The sequence below is a fragment of the Streptomyces sp. NPDC057697 genome (assembly GCF_042799335.1).
Classification (GTDB): domain Bacteria; phylum Actinomycetota; class Actinomycetes; order Streptomycetales; family Streptomycetaceae; genus Streptomyces.
This window is the reverse complement of sequence record NZ_JBHVJA010000002.1, coordinates 847,098-861,780: the sequence shown is the minus strand read 5'-3', so window position 1 is coordinate 861,780 and position 14,683 is coordinate 847,098. Positions and strand designations below refer to the sequence as shown.

Genomic DNA, 14,683 nt, shown 5'->3' with positions numbered 1-14,683 from the left:
AGCCGGCCGCAGGCACCCCTGATCCGTGCCCCACTCCGCTCCGCCCCCTCACCCCACCGGCTCAGCGCCGGGCCACGCCTTCCGCCCGTGCGGCGGCCGCCACCGCGGCGGTCACGGCGGGGGCCACCCGCTCGTCGAACGGCGACGGGATCACGTAGTCCGCCGCGAGCTCGTCGCCCACGACGTCGGCCAGCGCGTTCGCCGCGGCGATCTTCATGCCCTCGGTGATCCGGGAGGCCCGGACCTGGAGGGCGCCCGCGAAGATGCCGGGGAAGGCCAGCACGTTGTTGATCTGGTTCGGGTAGTCGGACCGCCCGGTCGCCACGACGGCCGCGTACTTGTGCGCGATGTCGGGGTGCACCTCGGGGTTCGGGTTCGCCATGGCGAAGACGAACGCGCCGGGCGCCATCGAGGCGACGGCCGCCTCGGGGACCGTACCGCCGGAGACGCCGATGAAGACGTCGGCGCCCGCCAGCGCGCTCTCCAGCGTGCCGGAGATGCCGGCCCGGTTGGTGAGCCCGGCCAGCTCGCGCTTGACCTCGGTCAGGTCCTCGCGGTCCCGGCTCACGATGCCCTTGCGGTCGGCCACGGCGACATCGCCGAGCCCCGCCTCCAGGAGGAACTTCGCGATGGCCACCCCGGCGGCGCCCGCGCCGGAGATGACGGCGCGCAGGTCGCCGAGGCTGCGCCCGGAGAGCTTCGCCGCGTTCCGCAGGGCCGCGAGCGTGACGACGGCGGTGCCGTGCTGGTCGTCGTGGAAGACCGGGATGTCGAGCCGCTCCTGGAGCTTGCGCTCGATCTCGAAGCAGCGCGGCGCCGAGATGTCCTCCAGGTTCACGCCGCCGAAGGAGGGCGCGAGCCGGACGACCGTCTCGACGATCTCGTCCGCGTCGGTGGTCGCGAGCGCGATCGGCACCGCGTCGACACCGCCGAACTGCTTGAAGAGGATCGCCTTGCCCTCCATCACCGGGAGGGACGCCTCGGGTCCGATGTCACCGAGGCCGAGCACCGCGGTGCCGTCCGTCACGACGGCGACGACCTGCGACTTCCAGGTGTAGTCGTGGACCAGCTCGGGATTCTCCGCGATGGCGCTGCACACCTTGGCGACGCCGGGCGTGTACGCGAGGGACAGGTCGTCCTTGTCGCGGATGGGAACGGTGGCCTGCACGGCCATCTTCCCCCCGCGGTGGAGAGCGAAGGCCGGATCGAACGGCTCATCGGTGGTGCTGTCGGTGGTGCTGTCGCTGCGAGGATTGACGATCTCCGCTGCCATGGTGTTGACCCCTTAAGTCTTCATCGTTTGAGGGTGGCCACTCCTGGTTGAGGAGGGGTGGGCGGGCACCGCGTACGTGCCCCGCGTCGACGGTTGGCCCGCCCCGGCAGGGGGAAATACATACGCGCGGGCGCGCCGCACACGCGCCCTGAGCCCCGGATGAGGGGTGTAAAGGTCTTTCTTACCCGACAGACCACGTCATGGACGAGTCCATATGGACTCGGTGACGTGACTCATAGTCGAATATCTGGACAAGTCCGCCAAGCGACGAAAGCGTCCATCAGTCGAGACGCGCCGCAGATCTTCCGGCGTCAAGCGGGAAACCCCGTGGATGGTCCGGCCTCGCGTACCGGCCCCACAGGGATCGGGGATCGCCCGTTATCCGATTTTGACATGAGCAGCCGCAGGTTTGAGCCAGTCCAAATGGCAAGATGCCCTAATCACACAGGGGGGCGACATCCACAGTCGTGCGTCCATACCGCCTGGCAACACCACCTTCACCTGCCGGAGGAATCCCGATCATGACCGCAAGCACCACACGTCGCACGGCCGCGAAATCCCGGATCGCGGCGGCCGGCGCCATCGCGGTCGCCGGCGCCCTGCTGCTGACCGCCTGTGGCGACCAGACCAAGAACGGGCCCTCGAACAGAGCGGCTTCGGCGCCGCTCGCTGATCTCCTGCCCAAGGAGATCAGGGACAAGGGCACCATCAAGGTCGGTTCGGACATCGCCTATCCGCCGGTCGAGTTCAAGGACAAGTCCGGCCGGACGGTCGGCATCGACCCCGACATCGCCGCCGCGATCGGCAAGCAGCTCGGCGTGACCCTCCAGTTCGAGAACGGCACGTTCGACACGCTGATCACCGGTCTGCGCTCCAAGCGCTACGACCTGGCGATGTCGTCGATGACCGACACCAAGGACCGCCAGCAGGGCATCGACTCCGAGACGAAGAAGAAGGTCGGCGAGGGCGTCGACTTCGTCGACTACTTCACCGCCGGTGTCTCGATCTACACCAGGAAGGGCGACGACCAGGGCATCACGTCCTGGGCCGACCTCTGCGGCAAGAAGATCGCCGTCCAGCGCGGCACCGTCTCGCACGACCTCGCCAAGGACGAGTCGAAGAAGTGCACCGGTGGCAGGAAGATCGCCATCGAGACCTTCGACAACGACCTGGAGGCCCAGACCCGGCTGCGCAGCGGTGGCGTCGACGCCGCCTCCTCCGACTTCCCGGTGGCCGCGTACGCGGTGAAGACCTCGGGCGGCGGCAAGGACTTCCAGATCGTCGGCGAGCAGGTCGAGGCCGCCCCGTACGGCATCGCCGTCGCGAAGGGCAACGACAAGCTGACCAACGCCGTCCGGGCCGCCCTGGAGGCGATCATCAAGAACGGTCAGTACGGCAAGATCATCTCCAAGTGGGGGGTGGAGGCCGGTGCGGTCACCGAGGCCAAGGTCAACGGCGGATCCTGAGCAGGCACCGGCGCGGAAAGGTTCTTCCTGTGACTGACTTCGAGAAGACGGGCCCGGCCGACCAGCCGCCCATACCCTCCACTCCACCGTCCGGCCCCGAGGCAATCAGGGCCATCCCGGTCCGGCACTACGGCCGGTACGTCTCGGCGGTCATCGCGATCGGGGCACTCGCCGCGATCGTCTACGCCTTCAGCCAGGGCAAGATCAACTGGGGTGCGGTCCCCGACTACTTCTTCGACCACCGCATCCTCAAGGGCGTCAGCCAGACCCTGCTGCTGACCGCCCTGTCCATGGTCATCGGCATCGTCGGCGGCATCCTGCTGGCCGTGATGCGGCTGTCCAGGAACCCGGTGACCTCCTCGATCGCCTGGTTCTACATCTGGTTCTTCCGCGGCACCCCGGTCCTGGTCCAGCTGTTCGTCTGGTTCAACCTGGGCCTGGTCTTCGAGTACATCGACCTGATGCCGATCTACAAGGACTACTGGTCGAGCTTCATGACGCCGCTGCTGACGGCGCTGCTCGGCCTGGGGCTCAACGAGGCCGCGTACATGGCCGAGATCTGCCGTGCGGGCCTGCTCTCGGTCGACGAGGGGCAGACGGAGGCCTCGCACGCACTGGGCATGAGCCATGGCAAGACCCTGCGCCGGGTCGTGATCCCGCAGGCGATGCGGGTGATCGTGCCGCCGACGGGCAACGAAGTGATCAACATGCTCAAGACGACGTCACTGGTGGCGGCCGTGCAGTTCTACGAGCTGTTCAAGAACGCCCAGGACATCGGGCAGGCGTCCGGGGCCCCGGTCGAGATGTACTTCCTGGCGGCGGCCTGGTACCTGATCATGACGTCGGTGCTGAGCATCGGCCAGTACTACCTGGAGCGGTACTACGCGCGCGGTTCGAGCCGCAGCCTGCCGCCCACCCCGTTCCAGAAGGTCAGGGCCAACCTCCTGTCCTTCGGCCGCCCGAAGGGAGGCATGGCATGACCGCCATGGTGAAGGCCGAGGGCGTCCACAAGTCCTTCGGCGCCGCGCACATCCTCAAGGGCATCGATCTGGAGGTCGCGCCCCGGGAGGTCTTCTGCCTGATCGGACCGTCCGGTTCCGGCAAGTCGACGTTCCTGCGGTGCATCAACCACCTGGAGCAGATCAACGCCGGCCGGCTGTACGTCGACGGCGACCTGGTGGGCTACCGCCAGAAGGGCGACAAGCTCTACGAGCTGAAGGACAGCGAGGTCGCGCTGAAGCGCCGGGACATCGGCATGGTCTTCCAGCGCTTCAACCTCTTCCCGCACATGACGGCGATCGAGAACGTCATGGAGGCCCCCGTCCAGGTCAGGCGCGAGGCCAAGGCCGTCGCCAGGGCACGCGCCGAACGGCTGCTGGACCGGGTCGGCCTGGGCGACAAGGCGAAGAACTACCCCTCCCAGCTCTCCGGCGGGCAGCAGCAGCGGGTGGCCATCGCCCGCGCGCTGGCCATGGAGCCGAAGCTGATGCTCTTCGACGAGCCGACGTCGGCGCTCGACCCGGAGCTGGTGGGCGACGTCCTGGACGTCATGCGCGGCCTCGCGGAGGACGGCATGACGATGATCGTCGTGACCCATGAGATGGGCTTCGCCCGTGAGGTCGGCGATGCGCTGGTCTTCATGGACGACGGTGTGGTGGTCGAGTCGGGCCACCCGCGCGATGTGCTGACCAACCCCCAGCACGACCGGACGAAGTCGTTCCTGTCGAAGGTGCTGTAAGGGAGAGGTCCTGTAGGGGAGGGGAGAGGCCGGTAAGCCTCCGAGGCCCGGTGAGATACGCCCCCGAGGCCCGCACGGCCCTCTCCCCTCCCCCCTCCTCCTTCTTCGCTTCTGCCTTCGGTTCTACTTCTTCGGCAGCAGCTCCGGGCTGAGCAGCAGCGTCCGGAGCTGGGCACGGGTCAGCGGCGGCGTCTTCAGCAGCGGGCCCTGCGCCCGCTCGCCCTTGAAGCCGGTGCTGTCACGGATGCTCAGCACACCGCCGTCCTTCAGCACGAGCCGTCCGACCAGCTCCCGTCCCCACTTCGGCGCGCCCTCGTAGTCCATCGAGTCGCTCCAGGTCGTCAGCACCCCGCCGCCCGGCACCTTCTCGTTCACGCAGTCCGCCATGCCCGGCACTCCCTGGGCGGACTTGCACGGGTCACTCCCCGCGACGGGGCTCCCCGTGTTCATGTAGCCGATGACGAGATAGCCGACGCCGCCGTCCTTGCGTACGGAGAAGTGCCCGTCCAGCGGGCCTTGCAGGTGCTCCATCTCCTTCTGCGAGGTGTCCCCCTTGATGATCACGGACAGCGAGACCTGCGCGATGTCCCCGACGTCCTTGGGCAGCACCTTCGCCAGATCCTGCGCCCGGCCCTTGTTCCCGGCGAGCTCGACCGGGGCCGCCACCGTGGTCTCCCCGGTGTCCCCCTTCGGTGCCAGGCTCGGCACGGCGACCGCCCCGGCCGCGACCACGGCGACCGCCGCGACGGAGACACCGACCCTGCGCCGCAGCCGCACCCTGGCCGCGCCGGCGTACACCGCCCGGGTGGAGGTGGCCGGCTGTCCCGCCTCGTCCGCGGCCCGCCCCAGCAGCTCGTGCACGTCGTTGCTCATACCAATTCCTCCGCCATCTGGGCGCGCAGTGCCGCCAACCCCCGAGCCGCGTGGCTCTTGACCGTGTTCTCCCGCATCCCGAGCAGTCCGGCCGTGGCCTCGACGCTCAGGTCCTCCCAGTACCGCAGCACCAGTACGGCCCGCTGCTTGTCGGTGAGCCGGGCGAGCGCCTCCCGCACCGCCAGCCCGGTGTCCGTGTCCGGCACCCGGTCGGCCCGGTCGGGCAGCTCGCCGTAGGACTGTTCGCGCCGCCAGAACCGGCGGCGGGATGCGATGAAGGTGTTGATCAGCGTCTTGCGCGCGTACGCCTCGATGTTGTCGAGCCGTCCGTACCGCCGCCCCCCGAGCACGACCTTGACCAGCGTCGCCTGGACCAGGTCATCGGCCTCGTGCCGGTCGCCGCAGAGCAGGTACGCGCTGCGGAACAGCGCGGTACGTCTGCCTTCGACGAAGGCGTGCAGCGCGGCATCGTCATCGATCCGCATCGTCGGCGCCCCTCTCCGGGTCCGCGGGTGCGGACCGTCTCACCCTTCCAGTGCGCTGGGGAGCACGGCGGGTTGCAGCGGCGACGGAAAAACAGCGGCGGGAAAAGAACGGGGCGGTACGGGCGCTTCGCCCGTACCGCCCGTCGCTCCCCGCGTCCCGCTACTTCACGGCGAGCACCAGGCTGTCCGAGGGCGAGGCCCAGACGGCCCGCGCCTCGTCGAACCCCGACGCGCGCAAGGTGTCGATGTGCCACTGCACGGGGGGCATGTCGCCGTCCGCGTGCTCACCATAGATCTCGTACCGCTCGGCGGTCGGCGCGGCGAGGACCGGGTCCTTGGCGGCCAGCGCCCACCAGTCGGCCCAGTCGACCGCGCCCTCGGCCTTGGCCCGGTCCATGGCGGCGTGCCGGTGGGCGCGTTCGGCCGCGTTGATCCGGGGCGTCGCGGTGTCGATCATGTGGTCCGCGTTCATGAACACCCCGCCGTCCCTGACGAGCCCTCCGATGTGCCCGTAGAGCGCGGTGAGCGGCTCGGTGTGCAGCCAGTGCAGGGCCGTGGCGGTGAGCACGGCGTCGTACGAGTCGTACGGCAACCGCCCTGTCCACTCGGGGTCCTTGAGATCGGCGGTGACGAAGGTGACGCGCTCGTCCCCGTCGAAGTAGCCTCGCGCGATGGCGAGCAGTGCGGGGTCGAGGTCCACCCCGGTGCTGGTGGCTTCCGGGAACCGGTTGAGCAGCCGATCCGTAATACTTCCCGTACCGCACGCGAGGTCGAGCACCCTGGGCCGCGGCCCCACGACGGCCTCGACCATGTCCAGCATCACCCTGAACCGCTCCTCGCGGTCGGGCATGTACCACTCCTGCTGCCGGTCCCAGCTGTCCTGCCAGGCCCGCCAGTCCGTACCTGTCGATGTCTCCGCCACCGGGAACCTCCATGTAATACCCTGGATCCACAAAAGACCATTACATCGCTCGCTGCACCGACCATAGACCGACGCCGTAAGGACTACAAGTGGAACTGGCCTATTACTCGGATTACGCCGTACGTCTGGTCAACACCGAGGAGCCGGCCCGCAACAAGGACGCCCTCACCTCCGTGGAGACGATCCGGGAGCTGTTCGGCCCCAACGGCCAGGCGGCCCGCCGAGCGACCGACGCGGACGTGACCCGCTTCAGGTCCGTACGGGGGCGGCTGCGCTCGGTCTTCGAGGCGGCCGACGGCGGGGACGAGACACTCGCCGTCGACCTGCTCAACTCACTGCTGCTGGAGTTCCCGGTCAGCCCGCAGATCTCCGGGCACGACTTCCGGGACGAGGACGGCAAGCCGGACTGGCACATGCACCTGGCCGACCATCCGTCCAACGCCACGGCCGGGTACGCCGCCATCGCGGCGATGGGCCTCGCCTTTCACCTCACCTCGTACGGGGTCGACCGGCTCGGCCTGTGCGAGGCGGCGCCCTGCCGCAACGCCTACCTCGACACCTCGACCAACCGGTCCCGCCGCTACTGCTCCGACCGCTGCGCGACCCGCGCCAACGTGGCCGCCTACCGGGCCCGGAAGCGCCTGGAGACGGAACGGGCGGCCGAGACCGGCCGCAGCGCGGAGACCGCCCAGGCCAGCACGGACCACACCGAGCGCTGATCCTTCCTCAGCGGCCGGTAGCGCGCCCGGACCCTGGCCAGGACGAACTCCTCGGGCACCACCCCGTAGTCCGTACTGTCCCCGCCCGCGAAGGTGTTGTCGGCCAGCACCCACCAGCCGCCCCGGCGACGCTCGGTGGCACGCTTCACGACCAGCAGGTCCTGCTGGAACGGATGCCGCAGGATCACCACGTCACCGGGGCGCACCGTCGCCCCGTACTGCACGAGCAGCCAGTCCCCGTGATGGAGCGTCGGCACCATCGACGGCCCGGTCACCTCCACCACCTGGAACGGCACACGCCCCGCCGGCCCGCCCCCCGGCCGCTCCCGCGTCAGCTCAGGCACCTCAGGCACCTCCCGCATCTCTCCGGCACCTCCCCGGTCCGTCCAGTACACGTCCTGTACAGCGTTCCGTACATTCGGCCAGTGGACCCATCCTCGCCCCGGACTTTTGGCCTAAGCCCATGGGGGCAGCCACGAAAACCCGTCTCTCACGGAGTAATGTCCCACCTGAGAAGACGATCACGAGGAAGGACAGCTGCATGCTTTCCCGCCTGTTTGCCCCCAAGGTGAAGGTCAGCGCCCACTGCGACCTGCCCTGCGGCGTGTACGACCCGGCCCAGGCCCGCATCGAGGCGGAGTCCGTCAAGGCCGTCCAGGAGAAGTTCCAGGCCAACGAGGACCCGCACTTCCGGGCCCGCGCGGTGGTCATCAAGGAACAGCGCGCCGAGCTCGCCAAGCACCACGTCTCGGTGCTGTGGAGCGACTACTTCAAGCCCCCGCACTTCGAGAAGTACCCGGAGCTGCACCAGCTGGTCAACGACACCCTGAAGGCGCTGTCGGCCGCGAAGGCCTCCACGGACCCGGAGACGGGCCAGAAGGCGCTGGACCTCATCGCCCAGATCGACAAGATCTTCTGGGAGACGAAGAAGGCTTGATCTCTGGTTAGGCGTTCTGACCTGCGGTTTCGCGGGTCGTGCCGCTCACCTGTCCGCACCCGGTCCGCAGGCCGCCAGCACGGCGTCCGTGAGGGACCGGGTGCGGTCTTCTTTCCCCAGGGTCCAGGTGCGCGTATATCCGCTATCCGCAACGTGATGACGGCGGACATGACGGCGAACGCGTGACCGAGAACGACCTGGACTTGTCCGACGCTGTCCGGCACCGCCGCCGATGAGCGCGGAGGCGCGGAAGTACCGCAGGCCGTGGGTGACCACGTGCGGCAGCCCGACGCCCTCACGGCCGTACGGGCGACCGGACCAGACTTCGGATGTGATCAGTCCCAGTAGGGCGGCGGCTGGTCGACTAGACCACCCCTGTGGGCCGTGGCGATGTAGTTGTCAGCGCCGCCGGGGAGGGAGGTGGCGCACTCCGGCGAGCAGGCGTTGACCAGAAGCGGCAACACGTCTGTGGCCACGCGCAGGGAGATCCACACCTGCTGGAGTGCGCCTCGTGCAATCGGGCCGTCGCAGACGCTACAGCCTTGGAGCGCTGTGGGACCCCAGCGCCCGGGATCCAGACGTTCCGGATCAAGGCCCGTGAGTGAGTCCGGGGACGACGTCAGCTTCGGAAAGGGCGACCGGACCTTGAAGTTGCCGAAGAGAGCTCGCGTGCTCACCGTGCTGCGGGTCAATCGTCGGCAGCGGGTGATCTCGTAGGGGAACCAGTGCAGCCGGTAGGAGGTGTACGGGGTGAATTCCTCCAGGCTGGTCATGGCCCCGATCTCGGGCGGGAGCCGGACCAGGTTGCTGCCGTAGAGCACGAGGTGTTTGACCGCCGTCAGCTTGGCGATGGTCGGCGGCAGGGTGACGACCTGCAGCCGCTCCGCCGGGCTCAGCTCGATCAGCGGCTTGAATTCCTCGCGCTCGTCGGCGGCGGCTTCCTCGACCAGCTCCAGCAGATGCCGCCAGCCCGGCGCGGTGAGGTCCTGCCTCTCGGTGTGGAACCCGACGCGGGCTCCCGGACGGGGCGTGGACTGGTCGAAGCAGGAGCAGAAGTCCCGGGTCATCCCTCGTCCTCCCGGCGCCGGGTCCGAAACGTCGGCCCATCGGTTCGCAACGACATGCGGCTCTCCCCTGTCCGTCATGGCGCCACGGTACCGAGATCGTCGCAAACCGTCGCAGCGCATACGCGGAGGGGTAGCGGACTGCCGCAACCTCCGGGCACGTACGGCCGTACCGCTCACCACACGGGCCGCCAGGAGGGGCCTCACCCACTTCGATGGGAAGGGCGTTCCCGATGTCCGGCTCTCTACGGGCAGGACTCGTCGAACTTGACCGCGGCGAACTCGACCGGTTGGCCGTTGAGTACCGCTCCGGCCTTCGGGGTCTGGTTGCACACCTTCCAGTTGCTCTCCATCAGGACCATGCGGTCTTCGCCGGCGTCGGTGACAGTGATCGACGTGCTCGGGTCGAGGGCTCCTCGCGCCACCTTGACCGACTTCCCGACGAAGTTGGGCATGGCCTTCCCGGCGGGAGCAGGGTCCGTCTCTTCCTTGGACGGGCAGGATTCTTCGAGTTTCACCGCTCCGAAGTCGAGTTCGGTGTCGACCGGGATGTTCTTCCCCGGCTTGTAGTTCTGGGTGCAGACCTTCCAGTTCCGGTCGAATGCCTGCATACGGCCGCGACCCGCACTGTCATGGGACGCCAGCAGGTGGAAACCATCGGCCTGTGCCTTGTCCTGCGCGGATTGCAGACCCATGCCGACGAAGTTCGCGACTGCCGCTCGCTCAACAGGCTTGTCACTCTTCTCCGGAAGCCGGGCATCCGAGGTAGTGGGGGAAGGCGGCGAAGTGGCGGGCTGCTGGGCGGTGGTGGCCGGCTCGCATCCCGCCAGGGCGATAACGGCCAGACAGGCGAGTGCGGTAGTGACTGTGCGCTTGCTCAAGTTGCCCCCCAAGGTGGTTCATGGAGGAATGACCGTAACGGGCCTCACGACCGAGTGAGGCACATATGCCAGAAGTAATGATTTTGTGATCGATTAGCGAATATGGGGCTGACTCGGTCGCACAGATGCGGTTCGCCCTGCGCTCACGGCGGCGTCGGCGGCCTCGCACACGCTGAGAGCCGCGCACGGTCCGGGTGTTCGGCTGATCGCTCAGGTCGTATCCACCAAGGCGTACAAGGTCGCTGAGGGGGCGGGCAGGGCAGACGTTCATCGTGAAGCCCGAAGCCTGGGCCCGACCGGAGTACGGCCTGCGCCCACGGGAAAACGGGCTCACGGCCGGGTGCCCGGGAGCCCGGATGACTCGGTGAACGGGTGCCCGTCGTAGTCGGTCGGATCGGCGTCGGGGCGCTCGGTAGCCTGGCGTTCGGTGCGAGGGGGAGGGTGCGGGGCGTGGGGACGCTGGTGGAGGACGCCGTGGTGCAGGCGCTTCGCGAAGGGGGCGGTGAGGTGGTCCGGGGGTATGTCGCCGGTTGCGTCGAGCGCATGGCGCCGCTGTTCATGGGCCTGCGGGCGCGTGCGCCGGGGCGGGAATCCGACCTGGACTTCTACGCGGAGTCCGTACGCGACCTCTGGTGCGCCGACCGGCCGCTCGTCGGCGCCGCCGGGCGCGTACGGCTGCTGGAGCGGTTCCCGGAGCTTCGGCCGAACGAGGAGGGGATCACCGATGTCGCCGACACGTACGCCTTCTTCTCCGTTCTCAGCCTGCGCTACGCCCTGTCGGCCCACGGCTCCGGGAACGTCGATGACGCCGTGTCCTGCGGTCATACGGCGCTCACCGCGATGGGGATGCTGGACCAGAACGTGGCGGGGGCCGCGCTCCTCGCCGAGGAACGGCGGCTCCAGTTCCTCTCGCCGGGCGGTGACGCCACGGCTCTGCGGGACGCGAGCGCCGCGGCAGGACGCGAGAGGTTCCATGTCGTACTGGGGCGCCTGCACCGCCGGGCACCCTCCTGATCGCTGTCCGTGGGACACGGCTTCCCCCTTCCCCGTCAGTGAACGGCGACGCCGACGAGGAGTTGCCGAGGAAGGCGCGCCGCGGTGGCAGGGCTCGCAGGGACTGAGGGGTGGAGGGGTGGAGTCGGTCGGTCGGGCAGGGACCGGGCCGGGGTGTCAGTCGTGGTGGACGGTGTTCCGGCCGTCGGCCGCGGCCGCGACCGCGTCGAGGGCGAGGTGCCACGGGTATCCCTCCGGGCGCCGCTCGCCCGGCTGGTTCGGGACGAAGCCGCCCTCGCCGTAGAGCACGGTCACGCCCATGTCGCGCAGGGCGGCGACACTGCGGTCGAACGCCCTGTGCTGCACGTAGGCGGCGTTCACGCACGGCATCGTCACCGTCGGGATCCGCTTCCCGATGGCCTCGGCCACGACCCCCACGACGAACCGGTCGGTGAGCCCGAGCGCCCAGGAGTTGACCGTGTTGAACGTGGCCGGCGCGAGCAGGATCGCGTCCGCCGTCGGCCATGCGTCCGGATCGCGGGGGGCCTTGTACTCGGAGCGCACAGGATGCCCGGTCAACCGCTCCAGCTCCGGTATCCGGTCGTCCAGCCAGCGGGCGGCCGTGGGGGTCAGCCCCAGGCATACGTCCCAACCACGCGCTCGGGCCTCCTCGACGGCCTGCGCGGCCTCTAAGACGGGCGGGGCGGCCGAACCGAACAGGTACAGGGTCCTCATGCGGCCATCCGATCACATCCGGGCAACCACCCCCGAACCGGCTGGACTTCGCGAGGACTCGGCCTCAACTCCTCGCGGTGCGGGTACCGTTCCCGCCGATGACTCACGAGCGAGGTACCGGAATGTCCGCACCCGACAACAGCAGCACGGGCGACCGCATCAAGGAGCAGCGGAAACGCGCCCGGCTCAGCCAGCGCGGGCTGGCCAACCGGATTCCGTACTCCTACAGTCTGCTCAACCAGGTCGAGTGCGGTGCCCGGGTGGCGACGGCCGAGTTCACCGCCGCCGTCGCCGACGCCCTCGGGATCGACGCCGGCGTCCTCACCGGGCCGCCGCACACGGCCGGTACACCGCACTGGCGCCTCTCCTCCCTGGTCCACCCGATCCGCGAGTGCCTGGCCCTGTACGACCTCGACCCGGACGGGCACCGGCCCCTGCGCCCCCTCGACGAACTGGTGCTCAGGGCCGACCGCCTCTGCCAGGAAGTACGGGCGACCCACCTGCGGAAGGCCGCCTGCGCGCTTCCGGGGGTCATCAACGACCTGACGCTTTCCGCCCGTACGGCACCGACCACGGAGGCGTGGCGCGCACTGGCCTCCGCGTACCGCACCGCCCACGACATCGCCGTCAAGCTCGGTTTCCCGGACCTCGCCGTCGTCGCCCTGGACCGCATGGGGTGGGCCGCCGACCACGCTTCCGACCCCTGCCTCGCCGCGATCCGCCAGTACCGGCGGGCCCTGGGCCATGCCGAGGCCGGGCAGGATCTCGGGCGGCGCCTGGTCGCGGCCGGGCAGGAGCTGGTGGCCGGGCAGACCACCCGGGAGGGGCTCGCCGTCGCGGGCCAACTCCACCTGGGCGCCTCGGCCGTGGCCGCGCGGGCCGGGGACAGGAGCGCCGTCGCGCAGCACATCGCCGCCGCCCGCGAGCTGGCCGACCGTGTCGGCGGCGAGGCCCGTGACGTGCACTGGCTGTCGTTCGGCCGGATGAACGTGACCCTGCACGAGATGGGAGCGGCGCTCACCATGCGGGAATTCGACGTCGCGCTGCGCCAGGCCCGCACCGTGAAGCTCCCGCCCGCGACACCGACCTCGCGGCGGGCCCGCTTCCTGGTGGACCATGCCGTCGTGGAGATGGAGACCGGGCACCTGGACGCCTCCCTGCGGCATCTGGTCGCCGCGCGGCGGGCGGCCCCGGAGCAGACCCGCTACCACCCGCGCACCCGACAGACCGTGACCGGACTGCTCCACACCAGCCGCCGCCCACCGGACACCCTCGTCGCCATGGCCGACTGGATCGGTCTGTAACCGGGCCCGTGGCGGACGGGCTCGTAGCAGACGGGCTCGCAGCAGACGGACTCGTAGCAGACGGGCTCGCAGCAATCAGGTCGTAGCGGTCAGGTCGCAGCAGTCCGTTCCGTAGTCGCTCGAACACGGTGCGCTCACAAATCTGTGAGCGTTGCGCCCGCCGCGCCCCGGCAGTCTCGTTCCACCAGTTCAGTGACGCGCCGACCAGCCGGGGGGCACCATGACTGTCGCGAGGGGACTGCCGCCGGTAAGCGGCCTGACGGAACAGCAGCAGCGGGGCCGGGCCTGTCTCTGGTGCGGGGCCGTCCTCACCGTCGGCGCCGACACCGACCTCGGCGAGCAACGCGCCCGCCCCGCCGCGGGCGCCGCCTACAGCTGGTTCCCACGGGCCTGTGCGGACACCGCCGCCTGCGCGATCCGGGAGCGGCGGCAGGTGTCGTGATCGCCGCGGCGGATCACCGGTCCGCCCGGCCGCTGCCCGGTCCTGGCGAACCGACACCGCACCGGCACCGGCCCCGTGCGTTCACGGCGAGCGCAGGCCGTCGGCCGGAAGGTCCAGTTCGGCCTCGGCGATCCTGCGGGCCAGGTCGGCGAGTGGTGCCATGCGCCGGTCCGCGCTGGTGTTGATGTACGCGCCCGCCCCGTCGACCACGGCGAGGATGCGCACCGCCGCCGCCCAGGGATCGTCGCAGCGGAACGACCGCTCCCGCACGCCCTCGGTGATGATCTCCTCGATGCGGTGGCACCAGCGCAGTTCCTGGCTCACGACCTGGTCGCGGAGTGCGGGGCGGTAGCGCGACAGGTTCCGTGCGTTGAGCCAGAGCCTGCTGACGTCGTCGAACTCCGCGCCCGAGATCAGCGTGAAGAACCGCTGGAGGGTGCTCAGGGGCGCCGCACCCACGCCCTCGGGGGCGGCCGCCGTCGGCAGGAGGCCGTCCAGCTCCGCCGTGGTCGCGCTGGTGAACGCCTCGGCCACCAGTTCCTCGACCACCGGGAAGTAGTGGTGGATCAGTCCGGGCCGGACCCCGAGGTCGTCGGCGATCCGCTGCCGGGTGACGCACTCCAGCCCTTCCTGGAGCCCGACCCGGGCGGCCGCCGCGACGATCTCGCCGCGGCGCTCGGCCGCCGATTTGCGCACTTGTTTCCCGGGACCCCTTGACGTCATGGCGACGATGCTATTGGCTTTGCTGCCAATTGAGTAATTGGCTCTATCGCCAATAACTCGACGCCACCGGGGCGGGCGCCGCCGGGGCCGACGCCGTCACCGAGGTGCGGCGGCCGGAGGCCGGTGCC

General features: G+C 69.6%; 17 protein-coding genes. 8 read left to right on the top strand and 9 right to left on the bottom strand.

Going from position 1 to position 14,683, the window contains the following annotated elements; translation table 11 throughout:
- Positions 1-61: 61 nt before the first annotated feature.
- Positions 62-1,273, bottom strand: coding sequence for an NADP-dependent malic enzyme (locus ACFVFH_RS08860; RefSeq protein WP_383765228.1), 1,212 nt, complete (start codon positions 1,271-1,273; stop codon positions 62-64).
- A gap of 521 nt (positions 1,274-1,794) precedes the next feature.
- On the opposite strand from ACFVFH_RS08860, the gene ACFVFH_RS08855 reads away from it, so the two are divergent.
- From ACFVFH_RS08855 to ACFVFH_RS08845, 3 genes are read left to right on the top strand one after another with little or no spacing between them, the layout of a single operon-like run.
- Positions 1,795-2,739, top strand: coding sequence for an ABC transporter substrate-binding protein (locus ACFVFH_RS08855; RefSeq protein ID WP_383765226.1), 945 nt, complete (start codon positions 1,795-1,797; stop codon positions 2,737-2,739).
- A gap of 29 nt (positions 2,740-2,768) precedes the next feature.
- Complete coding sequence (locus tag ACFVFH_RS08850; RefSeq protein ID WP_383765224.1) at positions 2,769-3,719, top strand: amino acid ABC transporter permease; 951 nt, start codon at positions 2,769-2,771, stop codon at positions 3,717-3,719.
- A complete protein-coding gene (locus ACFVFH_RS08845; RefSeq protein WP_383765222.1) occupies positions 3,716-4,477 on the top strand; it encodes an amino acid ABC transporter ATP-binding protein in 762 nt (253 codons plus the stop codon). The genes ACFVFH_RS08850 and ACFVFH_RS08845 overlap by 4 nt, the downstream gene beginning before the upstream one ends.
- A gap of 123 nt (positions 4,478-4,600) precedes the next feature.
- Here ACFVFH_RS08845 and ACFVFH_RS08840 read toward each other — a convergent pair whose 3' ends face one another.
- From ACFVFH_RS08840 to ACFVFH_RS08830, 3 genes are all read right to left on the bottom strand, one after another.
- Positions 4,601-5,350: a hypothetical protein gene (locus ACFVFH_RS08840; RefSeq protein WP_383765220.1), complete on the bottom strand. Its 750-nt coding sequence runs from the start codon at positions 5,348-5,350 to the stop codon at positions 4,601-4,603.
- Entirely contained in the window at positions 5,347-5,835 is a 489-nt protein-coding gene (locus ACFVFH_RS08835) for a SigE family RNA polymerase sigma factor (RefSeq protein WP_383765219.1), read from the bottom strand. Before ACFVFH_RS08835 ends, ACFVFH_RS08840 begins: the two co-directional genes overlap by 4 nt.
- A 160-nt stretch (positions 5,836-5,995) precedes the next feature.
- The gene (locus tag ACFVFH_RS08830) at positions 5,996-6,757 is read right to left on the bottom strand and encodes a class I SAM-dependent methyltransferase (RefSeq protein ID WP_383765217.1); all 762 of its coding nucleotides are present in this window, start codon (positions 6,755-6,757) and stop codon (positions 5,996-5,998) included.
- Between the two features lie 89 nt (positions 6,758-6,846).
- On the opposite strand from ACFVFH_RS08830, the gene ACFVFH_RS08825 reads away from it, so the two are divergent.
- Entirely contained in the window at positions 6,847-7,476 is a 630-nt protein-coding gene (locus tag ACFVFH_RS08825) for a CGNR zinc finger domain-containing protein (RefSeq protein WP_383765215.1), read from the top strand.
- On the opposite strand, the gene sodX is transcribed toward ACFVFH_RS08825, so the two are convergent.
- Positions 7,380-7,838 (bottom strand): nickel-type superoxide dismutase maturation protease, encoded by a 459-nt coding sequence (gene sodX / locus ACFVFH_RS08820; protein ID WP_383765213.1) that lies wholly within the window; start codon positions 7,836-7,838, stop codon positions 7,380-7,382. The genes ACFVFH_RS08825 and sodX overlap by 97 nt on opposite strands.
- 179 nt (positions 7,839-8,017) lie before the next feature.
- On the opposite strand from sodX, the gene sodN reads away from it, so the two are divergent.
- The gene (gene sodN / locus ACFVFH_RS08815; protein WP_383765211.1) at positions 8,018-8,413 is read left to right on the top strand and encodes a superoxide dismutase, Ni; all 396 of its coding nucleotides are present in this window, start codon (positions 8,018-8,020) and stop codon (positions 8,411-8,413) included.
- Between the two features lie 335 nt (positions 8,414-8,748).
- Here sodN and ACFVFH_RS08810 read toward each other — a convergent pair whose 3' ends face one another.
- A complete protein-coding gene (locus ACFVFH_RS08810) occupies positions 8,749-9,480 on the bottom strand; it encodes a leucine-rich repeat domain-containing protein (RefSeq protein ID WP_383765209.1) in 732 nt (243 codons plus the stop codon).
- Between the two features lie 242 nt (positions 9,481-9,722).
- A complete protein-coding gene (locus ACFVFH_RS08805; RefSeq protein WP_383765207.1) occupies positions 9,723-10,358 on the bottom strand; it encodes a hypothetical protein in 636 nt (211 codons plus the stop codon).
- A gap of 450 nt (positions 10,359-10,808) precedes the next feature.
- On the opposite strand from ACFVFH_RS08805, the gene ACFVFH_RS08800 reads away from it, so the two are divergent.
- A complete protein-coding gene (locus tag ACFVFH_RS08800; protein ID WP_383765205.1) occupies positions 10,809-11,372 on the top strand; it encodes a hypothetical protein in 564 nt (187 codons plus the stop codon).
- 156 nt (positions 11,373-11,528) lie between these two features.
- Here ACFVFH_RS08800 and ACFVFH_RS08795 read toward each other — a convergent pair whose 3' ends face one another.
- Positions 11,529-12,086 (bottom strand): flavoprotein, encoded by a 558-nt coding sequence (locus ACFVFH_RS08795; protein ID WP_383765203.1) that lies wholly within the window; start codon positions 12,084-12,086, stop codon positions 11,529-11,531.
- Positions 12,087-12,208: 122 nt separating this feature from the next.
- Here ACFVFH_RS08795 and ACFVFH_RS08790 point away from each other — a divergent pair, with 122 nt between their 5' ends.
- On the top strand, positions 12,209-13,390 hold the full coding sequence (locus ACFVFH_RS08790; protein WP_383765202.1) for a helix-turn-helix domain-containing protein: 1,182 nt from the start codon (positions 12,209-12,211) through the stop codon (positions 13,388-13,390).
- Positions 13,391-13,610: 220 nt separating this feature from the next.
- Complete coding sequence (locus tag ACFVFH_RS08785; RefSeq protein WP_383765200.1) at positions 13,611-13,832, top strand: hypothetical protein; 222 nt, start codon at positions 13,611-13,613, stop codon at positions 13,830-13,832.
- Positions 13,833-13,913: 81 nt separating this feature from the next.
- Here ACFVFH_RS08785 and ACFVFH_RS08780 read toward each other — a convergent pair whose 3' ends face one another.
- Positions 13,914-14,555: a TetR/AcrR family transcriptional regulator gene (locus ACFVFH_RS08780; protein ID WP_383765198.1), complete on the bottom strand. Its 642-nt coding sequence runs from the start codon at positions 14,553-14,555 to the stop codon at positions 13,914-13,916.
- Positions 14,556-14,683 lie beyond the last annotated feature (128 nt).

What these genes read in the sequence shown, in the direction of transcription:
- ACFVFH_RS08860 (WP_383765228.1), bottom strand. Translation starts at nt 1,273, where the DNA reads ATGGCAGCGGAGATCGTCAATCCTCGCAGCGACAGCACCACCGACAGC.
- ACFVFH_RS08855 (WP_383765226.1), top strand. Translation starts at nt 1,795, where the DNA reads ATGACCGCAAGCACCACACGTCGCACGGCCGCGAAATCCCGGATCGCG.
- ACFVFH_RS08845 (WP_383765222.1), top strand. Translation starts at nt 3,716, where the DNA reads ATGACCGCCATGGTGAAGGCCGAGGGCGTCCACAAGTCCTTCGGCGCC.
- ACFVFH_RS08840 (WP_383765220.1), bottom strand. Translation starts at nt 5,350, where the DNA reads ATGAGCAACGACGTGCACGAGCTGCTGGGGCGGGCCGCGGACGAGGCG.
- ACFVFH_RS08835 (WP_383765219.1), bottom strand. Translation starts at nt 5,835, where the DNA reads ATGCGGATCGATGACGATGCCGCGCTGCACGCCTTCGTCGAAGGCAGA.
- sodX (WP_383765213.1), bottom strand. Translation starts at nt 7,838, where the DNA reads ATGCGGGAGGTGCCTGAGGTGCCTGAGCTGACGCGGGAGCGGCCGGGG.
- sodN (WP_383765211.1), top strand. Translation starts at nt 8,018, where the DNA reads ATGCTTTCCCGCCTGTTTGCCCCCAAGGTGAAGGTCAGCGCCCACTGC.
- ACFVFH_RS08810 (WP_383765209.1), bottom strand. Translation starts at nt 9,480, where the DNA reads ATGACCCGGGACTTCTGCTCCTGCTTCGACCAGTCCACGCCCCGTCCG.
- ACFVFH_RS08795 (WP_383765203.1), bottom strand. Translation starts at nt 12,086, where the DNA reads ATGAGGACCCTGTACCTGTTCGGTTCGGCCGCCCCGCCCGTCTTAGAG.
- ACFVFH_RS08790 (WP_383765202.1), top strand. Translation starts at nt 12,209, where the DNA reads ATGTCCGCACCCGACAACAGCAGCACGGGCGACCGCATCAAGGAGCAG.
- ACFVFH_RS08785 (WP_383765200.1), top strand. Translation starts at nt 13,611, where the DNA reads ATGACTGTCGCGAGGGGACTGCCGCCGGTAAGCGGCCTGACGGAACAG.
- ACFVFH_RS08780 (WP_383765198.1), bottom strand. Translation starts at nt 14,555, where the DNA reads ATGACGTCAAGGGGTCCCGGGAAACAAGTGCGCAAATCGGCGGCCGAG.